This window comes from Peribacillus frigoritolerans (assembly GCF_040250305.1).
Taxonomy (GTDB): Bacteria; Bacillota; Bacilli; order Bacillales; family DSM-1321; genus Peribacillus.
In genome coordinates this window covers 1-10,000 of sequence record NZ_CP158190.1, presented here as the reverse complement: position 1 = coordinate 10,000, position 10,000 = coordinate 1, and the positions used below count along the sequence as shown (strand labels likewise).

Annotated in this window: 8 protein-coding genes (1 of these 8 cut by a window edge); all 8 read right to left on the bottom strand. The window is 40.7% G+C overall.

Annotated elements, in window-relative coordinates:
• A protein-coding gene (locus tag ABOA58_RS00040; protein WP_350302985.1) for an HD-GYP domain-containing protein crosses the window boundary here: on the bottom strand, window positions 1–335 show its beginning. It extends 733 nt beyond the left edge of the window; the window shows 335 of its 1,068 coding nt (coding positions 1–335); the start codon lies at window positions 333–335; the stop codon falls past the left edge of the window.
• A 488-nt stretch (window positions 336–823) separates the two neighbouring features.
• Window positions 824–3,376 (bottom strand): DNA gyrase subunit A, encoded by a 2,553-nt coding sequence (gene gyrA / locus ABOA58_RS00035; RefSeq protein ID WP_350300822.1) that lies wholly within the window; start codon window positions 3,374–3,376, stop codon window positions 824–826.
• A gap of 96 nt (window positions 3,377–3,472) precedes the next feature.
• On the bottom strand, window positions 3,473–5,398 hold the full coding sequence (gyrB, locus tag ABOA58_RS00030; protein ID WP_350302984.1) for a DNA topoisomerase (ATP-hydrolyzing) subunit B: 1,926 nt from the start codon (window positions 5,396–5,398) through the stop codon (window positions 3,473–3,475).
• Between the two features lie 74 nt (window positions 5,399–5,472).
• Window positions 5,473–5,736 (bottom strand): extracellular matrix regulator RemB, encoded by a 264-nt coding sequence (gene remB, locus ABOA58_RS00025; RefSeq protein WP_350300821.1) that lies wholly within the window; start codon window positions 5,734–5,736, stop codon window positions 5,473–5,475.
• 12 nt (window positions 5,737–5,748) lie between these two features.
• A complete protein-coding gene (gene recF / locus ABOA58_RS00020; RefSeq protein WP_048687943.1) occupies window positions 5,749–6,867 on the bottom strand; it encodes a DNA replication/repair protein RecF in 1,119 nt (372 codons plus the stop codon).
• A gap of 21 nt (window positions 6,868–6,888) precedes the next feature.
• Entirely contained in the window at window positions 6,889–7,101 is a 213-nt protein-coding gene (yaaA, locus tag ABOA58_RS00015; protein ID WP_034316192.1) for a S4 domain-containing protein YaaA, read from the bottom strand.
• 220 nt (window positions 7,102–7,321) lie between these two features.
• A complete protein-coding gene (gene dnaN, locus ABOA58_RS00010; protein WP_101223982.1) occupies window positions 7,322–8,458 on the bottom strand; it encodes a DNA polymerase III subunit beta in 1,137 nt (378 codons plus the stop codon).
• A 192-nt stretch (window positions 8,459–8,650) separates the two neighbouring features.
• Window positions 8,651–10,000 carry a chromosomal replication initiator protein DnaA gene (gene dnaA / locus ABOA58_RS00005; RefSeq protein WP_057914144.1) on the bottom strand — a complete coding sequence of 450 codons (1,350 nt, stop codon included), beginning with the start codon at window positions 9,998–10,000 and terminating at the stop codon, window positions 8,651–8,653.

The window sequence follows — 10,000 nt, the reverse complement described above, 5'->3', positions numbered from 1 at the left end:
ATCATGATTAAACGAATCATCGCCACCTCAACTTTACTGCCCGCCTGCCAATTTTTAAACAATCGTTTATATGTTTGTACTGACTTAAGATACAAATCCGTAAAATCCGATGACTCTTCCAGCTCATCCAATTCTGGATCTATCACTTCTTTCGGCAGAAATTTCTTTCCATCAATCAAAGTTTTTTCAACGCTTACCTCTGTTATTAAAAAGGCTTGCAATGCCTCAATCAATCGCGTGGTCAATATTGTTTTTTCATGCATTATGGGGCGGTTCGAAAGACCTCTAATTTCTTTCGAGAGGATGCAGCCTTCGATTAAATAGCGAGTTTTCACTAGCAAAACGTTTCACCTCGGTAGTATTAATGAGTATCATTTTACTTGAAAAACATGGTAAGAACTATCTTTATTATTATTAAATACCTAAAAAAAATCAATTTATTAGCAATCCTCTCCAAAATCCATAAGTCTTTTTACCCAAACCAAAACCACTCTTGATTTCATTTTGAAATCCAGCTAATGCGCAAAAAAAGGACCCAGCTTAATTGCTGGGTCTACAGTTTTTTTACGGTTTTTACAATTTGAGCGTTGCCTACAGGTACTCGCTTTCCCCGGGCGGTCCGCCCTCGGCGTTTGCGCCTGCAGGGTCTCCCTTGACTCGCTCCAATCAACTTTGTTTTAACTTTTGATAGAACCCTTTTGCCTAAAGTCTTCATTGTTTTAAAAATAGAATTAATAAAATTTTAACTTTAGGCTAAAATTCAAAGGGAATTTCAAAAGGGGTTCGGAATTTTAATTCCGAACCCCTTTTTTTATGGGAAAAATTATTCTTCCGTATCTTTTTCAGTTTCTTCATTTTCTTCAATTACAGTAGGTTCAGGATCAGAATCCGGATCTAGAGTCGTGACCGTTTCTATATCCAGGTCTTTTTCTTCTTCTTCTTCCCTTCCTACAATGGCAACCGTCGAAACATATTCATTATCTGCGGATTCGAGTCGGATGAGCTTAACACCCTGTGTATTACGGCCCGTTTTAGAAATGCCTTCGACTTCCATTCGGATCAATACACCAGCTGCTGTAATCAGCATTAAATCTTCATCTACACCCGTAACTGTTTTCACGGCTATAAGTTCACCATTTTTCTCAGTGACATTACATGTTTTTATTCCTTTTCCTCCACGGCTTTGAATACGGTATTCTTCCGCAGAGGTCCGTTTTCCATAACCGTTTTTCGTAACGATCAGGACTTCTTCATCATCTTCAAGAATTTCCATTCCGACAACTTCATCATTCGTCCCTAAGGAAATTCCTTTCACTCCCGCTGCAGTACGTCCCATTGTCCGTACATCCGTCTCAGGGAAACGGATCATCATCCCGGCTTTCGTTCCAATTATGATCTGTTTCTCTCCATTCGTAAGACGGACAGAAATCAATTCATCATCCTCACGTAAACCTAGGGCAATTAAACCATTATTACGGATATTTGCAAAAGATGACAAAGGTGTACGCTTCGATATTCCATGTCTGGTCGTGAAGAATAAATACCAATCGTCAGCAAATTCCTTCACCGGTATGATTGCATTGACCCACTCGCCTTTATCGACTTCCAACAAGTTGATAAGCGGCAATCCTTTTGCCGTCCTTCCATATTCAGGTATTTCATATCCTTTGGAACGATAGACTTTACCTTTGTTGGTGAAGAATAATAGAGTGTCATGAGTCGAAGTGGTTAACAAGTGACCGACAAAGTCATCTGTATTCGTGCCCATACCCTGTATTCCGCGACCCCCGCGTTTTTGACTGCGGTACGTGGTTGCAGGCAAGCGTTTAATATAACCGTTATGCGTAAGTGTCACGATTATATTTTCCTCTGGGATTAAATCTTCATCTTCCAGGCTTTCAAAGCCGGCTAATGTGATTTCAGTTCTCCGTTTATCATCAAAACGTTCTTTAATTTCAAGAAGCTCTTCACGAATAATTTCAAGAACCTTTTCCTCATCAGCAAGAATCGCTTTATATTCTGCAATAATAGCCATTAATGCCTGATATTCATCTTCGATTTTTTCACGTTCCAGACCTGTCAAGCGCTGTAAACGCATATCCAGGATAGCTTGCGCCTGTTTTTCGGAAAGTGAGAATTGTGTCATTAAACCTTCACGGGCAATGTCTGTCGTTTGGGAACTTCGAATCAACGTAATGACTGCGTCCAAATTATCAAGTGCAATGCGCAAACCTTCTAAAATATGGGCACGGGCCTCCGCTTTCCGTAATTCAAACTCAGTCCTGCGCCGTATGACTACCTGCTGATGCTCCAAGTAGTAGTGCAGGCATTGTTTTAAATTCAGCACTTTTGGCTGACCGTCCACCAAAGCAAGCAGATTGATTCCGAAGGTGGTCTGCATCGCAGTATGCTTATACAGGTTGTTTAAAAGGACATTCGCGTTAACATCCTTTCTAAGCTCCATGACGATACGCATCCCATTGCGATCCGATTCATCCCGTAAGTCGGTAATGCCTTCGATTTTCTTATCTCGAGCAAGTTCTGCAATTTTTTCAATCAGTCTTGCTTTATTCACTTGATAAGGGATTTCCTTAACAAGGATTACCTGTTTACCATTCGGTTTCTCTTCAATCTCGACTTTCGCCCGTTGAATGATTGACCCTTTTCCGGTTTCATAGGCCTTTCTGATTCCGCTTCTCCCTAAAATCAAACCGGCTGTAGGAAAGTCCGGACCAGGGATATATTCCATCAACTCTGGAATTGTAATTTCAGGATTCTTGCTTAAAGCCAATACGCCGTCAATTACCTCACCTAATTGATGGGGCGGAATATTGGTTGCCATTCCTACCGCTATTCCTGATGAACCATTCACCAACAAGTTCGGGAAACGGGCAGGCATGACGGCTGGTTCTCTTTCTGAACCATCATAGTTATCCTGGAAGTTAACTGTATCTTTATTTAAATCCCGGAGTAACTCCATCGAGATTTTCGACATTCTCGCTTCGGTGTACCTCATTGCGGCAGCTTGGTCACCATCGACCGAACCGAAATTCCCATGACCATCTACAAGCATATAGCGATAGTTAAAAGGTTGCGCCATCCGTACCATCGTTTCATATACAGCCGAATCACCATGCGGGTGATACTTACCGATGACTTCCCCGACAATACGGGCTGATTTCTTAAATGGTTTATCCGAAGTCATTCCAAGATCGTTCATTGCATAAAGAATTCTTCGGTGTACCGGTTTCAAACCGTCCCTTACATCAGGCAAAGCCCTCGACACGATAACACTCATCGCATAATCCAAAAACGATGTCCGCATCTCGGTACTTATATTTATTTCTTTTACACCTGATCTTTCATTTTCTGACATGGAGCCAACCTCCTATTAAAAGCTTATACTCTCATTTAAATTTAACTGTTCGTGCACTATGTAAAGAACAGGATGTAAAAGCATCCTGTCAAAAAATCAGATATCAAGATTTTTTACATAAATTGCATTTTCTTCAATGAAGTTACGTCGCGGTTCGACCTTGTCGCCCATCAACATCTCGAAAGTTTCATCTGCCTCGGCAGCATCTTTCAAACTGACTTGAAGCAGCGTTCTCGTTTCAGGGTTCATGGTCGTTTCCCACAATTGCTCCGGATTCATTTCCCCCAGCCCTTTATAACGCTGCAGGTTAGGCTTGGGAGTACTTGGCAAACTGGCCATGATTTCTTCAAGCTGGCGGTCATTATAAGCATAATCCACTTTTTTCCCTTGCTGAATCTTGAAAAGTGGCGGCTGAGCAATATATATATATCCATACTCGATGATTTTTCGCATATACCGGTAGAAGAATGTCAACATCAGCGTTCTGATATGGGCACCATCCACATCCGCATCAGTCATGATAACAATTTTATGATATCTAGCTTTTTCGGTATTGAATTCATCACCAATGCCTGTTCCAAGCGCTGTGATGATCGTACCTATTTCTTCATTATGCAGGATTCTGTCCAATCGCGCTTTTTCAACATTAAGGATTTTGCCCCTTAGCGGCAAGATAGCTTGGAAATGACGGTCCCGCCCTTGTTTTGCCGAACCTCCCGCCGAGTTTCCTTCAACGATGTATAATTCGCTGATACTCGGGTCCTTAGAAGAACAATCTGCCAATTTACCTGGTAGATTGGATACTTCCAAAGCACTTTTCCTCCGAGTCAATTCACGTGCTTTCTTCGCTGCCAGGCGGGCTCTCGCTGCCATTTGCCCTTTATCTACAATTTTTCGGGCCACGGCAGGGTTTTCATATAAGAAGGCATCAAGTCGTTCCGAAAGAATGGAATCAGTAACCGTTCTTACCTCAGAGTTTCCGAGTTTGGTTTTCGTCTGACCTTCAAATTGCGGGTCAGGATGCTTAATCGAAATGATTGCCGTTAAACCTTCCCGGACATCTTCACCTGAGAAATTGGCATCCGCTTCTTTTAAAAGACCATTTTTCCGTGCATAATCATTGATGACACGGGTCAAAGCAGTCTTGAATCCTGATTCATGTGTACCGCCTTCATAGGTATGAATATTATTGGCAAAAGAAAAGACATTACTGATATAGCTGTCATTATATTGCAAAGCCAATTCAACGGAAATTCCATCTTTCTCGCCTTCCATGAAAATCGGTTCCTCATGCAATACCTCTTTAGAACGGTTCAAATGCTCAACATAAGATTTGATACCGCCCTCATAGTGGTAATCCCTGATTTTCTCTTCTTCTTCACGTTTATCTTCAATGATCAGCTTCAAGCCTTTATTCAGGAATGCAAGCTCACGGATTCGTGTGGCTAATGTATCGAAATCATATTCCAAGGTATCCGTGAAGATTTCACCATCAGGAATGAAGTGTACAGTCGTTCCGGTATGATCGGTTTCCCCGATGATTTTCAAATCTTCTTTTGGGATACCGCGGTTAAATTGCTGATAATGGATTTTACCTTCACGGTGAACGTAAACTTCCAATACCGTGGATAAGGCATTAACTACTGATGCCCCCACACCATGCAGACCGCCGGAGACCTTATAACCTCCGCCGCCAAATTTACCGCCCGCATGAAGGACCGTCATGATTACTTCTACAGCTGGGCGTCCCATTTTTTCATGGATCCCCACTGGGATTCCCCGACCATTATCGACTACTGTTATGCTATTGTCTTCTTCGATCGTCACTTTGATTTCCGTACAGAAACCAGCTAGTGCCTCATCAATACTATTATCGACAATTTCCCAAACAAGATGGTGAAGTCCTTTTGCAGAGGTAGTGCCGATATACATCCCCGGACGTTTACGAACTGCTTCTAAGCCTTCTAAAACCTGTATCTGATTCTCATCGTATGCCTGAGCTTGTACTTCTTTTTGTTCCATTGTCATACGTATCACCTACACTTTTCTTTTGGCATTATCAATTTTAAGGAGTAATTATAACGTTTAGCTACAATTCAAAGAATATCTATATCATCGATTAAGAGCGATGGCTGCAGTGAACGCTTTTTCAAAGTGGACGACGCAAGCGGTGAATAATATACCTGTTTTTCCGTCACTACAATCGATTTAACCGAGTTTTTTGCTAAATGGTAAGTTACATCAGACTTTTTCTCCAAAAATTCACTCATGATCGGAGAGGCCTGAAGCAGCTTCTTATCTAAAATGGCTATGACATCGTCCGTTTTCACAAGAATGTCTTCACCAATATGGAGATACATACATTCACCTCATCATTTAACCTTTTTTATACTTCCTTGACTAACATAAAAGGTGGACGCTTCTCTTAGGGTTTGATGATCGATTCCATCAACGGAGGGTGTCGTCACGAATGTTTGCACTTTCCCTTGTATTGTATTCAGTAAATGGGATTGACGGAAATCGTCAAGTTCCGATAACACATCATCCAATAATAAAATGGGATACTCGCCGATTTCTTCATGGATCAGCTCAATTTCGGCAAGTTTCAAAGACAGGGCTGTCGTACGCTGTTGTCCTTGTGAACCGTATGTCTGGACATCACGGTCATTCACAAAAAAAACCAGGTCGTCACGATGAGGACCTACCAGTGTTACACCCCGTTCAATTTCCCTTGTTTTTATTTTATCAAATTTTTCTGTGTATACTTCTATCATTTTCGTCAAATCCATAGATTCTGATACATCAAGCGACGGTTTATATTGGATTTTCAATACTTCTAGATTTCTGGAGATCCCCGAATGAATCGGCTCTGCCCATTGCTGGAGCTTTAAAAGAAACTCGTATCTTCTTTCGACAATTTTCGCTGCGTACTGAATAAATTGATCGGTCAGCACGTCAAGCATCGTCGTATCCGTTTGTTTCCGGGTCTGCAGAAGCTTTAAGTAATGATTTCTTTGTTGAAGTATTTTATGATATTGGCTCATATCATGAAGGTATACGGGAGAAACCTGGCCAATTTCCATATCTATAAAACGGCGTCTGACTAGAGGACTTCCCTTTACAAGGTTAAGGTCCTCAGGCGCAAACATGACCACATTCATATTTCCGACATATTGACTCAACTTTCTTTGTTCAATATGGTTGCACTTCGCCTTTTTCCCTTTTTTTGAAATGGTCAGCTCAAGTGGTATTGAGGTATTTCTCTTTCTAACTCTTCCTTCTATTTTAGCATACTCTTCATCCCAGCGAATAAGTTCTTTATCATTTGAGGTGCGATGAGATTTTGCCATTGCTAAAACAAAAATAGATTCCATGACGTTTGTTTTTCCTTGAGCATTTTCGCCGAGGATTACATTGACTTTATTCTCAAAAGTCAGATTCAATTCGGTATAGTTGCGGTAATTTTTCAAACTTATATTTTCAATATACATATTCCGCTCTTCCCTTATGTTTTAGCTTGTAATTGTGTAGGTGCCAAATCCAGGAATTTCTATTTTATCACCTGATCTTAATTTTCTTCCTCTTCTCACGTCTAATTCGCCATTAATGTAAACCTCGTATTCACTCAAGAACCATTTGGCCATTCCGCCGCTTTGGATTAAATCGGCCAATTTCAGGAATTGTCCAAGCGTAATATATTCAGTATTGATTTTTATGGAGTCCATTTCATGCTTCACTCATTTCTAAGTAGTCTTTAATATTTCATTTTACTAAATTAATCCCATTAAGACAAAGTATAGCTTTTTCAGTTCTTGTTTTTAGCGATTCAGCGTTCCGTACAGCATTTAAAAAACGCCAAAAACCTTTTGGAAACCTATGTTTAAATATAAAAAAATTAAAGACCTGCTATACAAGCCTTTAATTTTTTTGAAATATTATTTTAGCTTAGTAAGTTCTTACCGGGAGAATTAATTGCAGCATGGAATCATCATGTAGCGGACGAATGACAAACGGTCGCATTGCACCCGTGAAATTAATTTTTATATCGGAACCTTCCAATGCTTTTAGAGCATCCATTACAAATTTGGCACTGAATGAGATTTTCAGGTCTTCACCTTCAATGGCTTCTGCCTGTACCTCTTCAATTACTTTACCAATTTCAGGAGTATTGGAAGAGACTTCGATTATACGGCCTTCCAGGGTTGTCAATTTGACGACATTATTTCTTCCTTCTCTCGCCAATAAAGAAGCCCTGTCGATCGCTTGTAGAAAATCCTTGGTGTGAACAGTCACATCGGTTTTGCTATCTGATGGAATCAAGCGTGATGTATCAGGATAATTCCCTTCAAGCAGTCTTGAGAAGAATAATAAATTTTCAGCTTTGAAAAGTACTTGGTTTTCGGTAATGACGATTTCAATAAGTTCGTTTGTATCATCAAGGATTTTACTTAACTCATTCAGACTTTTACCTGGGATGACAACGCTATAGGTCCCGTTAATTTTGTTTTCTATTTTGGCTGTCCTCATTGCCAGCCTATGGCTATCTGTTGCAATACAGGTCAATTCGTCATCTTGAACCTTCAAGTTTACACCTGTTAAGATAGGGCGTGTTTCTGACGTGGACACTGCAAAGCCAGTTTGTCTGATAAGGGTCTTTAAAAGGTCCGTTGGAAGTTTGAAAATATTTTCTTCTTCAATGATCGGAAGATGTGGATATTCCTCAGGATCCAGTCCATTTAGATTAAATTCAGCTTTACCTGAGCGAATAATCGTTTGAAAGTTATTCTCCACTTCAATTTCTACAGTATCCATCGGCAGCTTTTTGACAATTTCACTGAAAAAACGGGCATTCAGGACAATACCGCCGCTGCTTTTAACTTCAACAATCTCATCTCCGTCAACCTCAGCCGGAATGAATGATTGGATGGAGATATCAGAATCACTTCCTGTTAGAGTAACACCTTCACTAGTAACGCTTATTTTTATCCCCGTTAGTATCGGAATCGTCGTCCTTGATGTGACTGCTTTCATTACTTCTTGGACACTATGAACTAATCGATCTCTTTGGATTATAAATCTCATGTTTCATCCTCCAATTTTTTATTGCCGAATAGGCATATTTATTAATAATTTTTATTAAAAAAGATAGTAGTAATAGTAGTAGGGCCTGTTGATATGTGGATAAGTCCACTCAACCTAAGGAAAAACAGTCTATCCACATGTGGACAGACTGTGTGTAAGTAGTCGTCAGTTATTCACATTATCCAGAATCCATTATACCCTCAGCTGGTCCTGAATTTCTTTAACCTGACGTTGTAGCTGGGTGTCCGTTTGCATGAGTTTGGAGATTTTTTCATGCGCATGGATAACGGTCGTATGATCGCGACCTCCAAATTCATCACCTATCTTGGGCAGGGATGAGTCCGTCAACTCCCTGGAAAGATACATGGCGATCTGTCTTGGAAATGCTACGGATTTAGTCCGTTTTTTCGCCTTGAAATCCTCAAGTTTGACACTATAATGTTCACCGACCGTCTTCTGGATTTCCAAGATGGTGATTATTTTAGGTTTTGAGCTAGGGATGATGTCTTTTAATGCTTCAGCTGCCAAATCAGCATTTATATCTTTATTAATCAATGAAGAATAAGCGACGACACGAATAAGTGCACCCTCAAGCTCACGAATATTGGAATCGATTTGGTTGGCGATATAGAGCATGACTTCGTTCGGGATATCAAGACCCTCAGCTTTTGCCTTTTTACGCAATATGGCAATCCGCGTTTCTAGATCAGGTGGCGTGATATCCGTGATCAAACCCCACTCAAACCTTGAACGGAGGCGATCCTCTAGTGTAGGTATCTCTTTTGGCGGGCGGTCACTCGAGATGACGATTTGTTTGCTTTCTTCATGCAACGCATTGAATGTATGGAAAAACTCTTCTTGAGTTTGTTCTTTTCCCGCAAGAAATTGAATATCATCAATTAATAAAACATCCACGCTTCGATATCTATCACGGAATTCCCCAGCTTTATTGTCCCGGATCGAGTTGATGAATTCATTCGTGAACTTTTCAGACGATAAATAAACGACCTTCGCATTCGGATTATGCTCTAGAACATAATGCCCGATTGCATGCATTAAATGAGTTTTTCCAAGGCCGACGCCCCCGTATATGAATAAGGGATTATAGGCTTTGGCCGGTGCTTCTGCGACAGCGAGAGACGCGGCATGGGCAAAACGATTGCCGGAGCCGATGACAAACGTATCGAATGTATTTTTCGCATTAAGCATATGCTGTGGAAATGCAGCATGCTCTTTATCCTGCTTTTTTATCTTTTTAGGCTGAACAGGAACGGTAAAATCATCATCTTCTTGATTGGGGGGAATGATGAATTTTGCTTCCAATTCCTCACCGGTAAGTTCAAACAATACATCGGAAATAAGATGGGAATAGCGTTCTTCAAGCCAATCCCTGGCAAATTCATTGGGAGCGGTGACTGTTAATGTATCACCTTGCAGTAAATAAGCCTTGGTTGATTTAAGCCAAGTCTCAAAGCTTGGTTTACTGATTTTTTTTTCGATTTTTCCGAGCGCCTGGTTCCAGAGGCTATCGATGTTATCCAA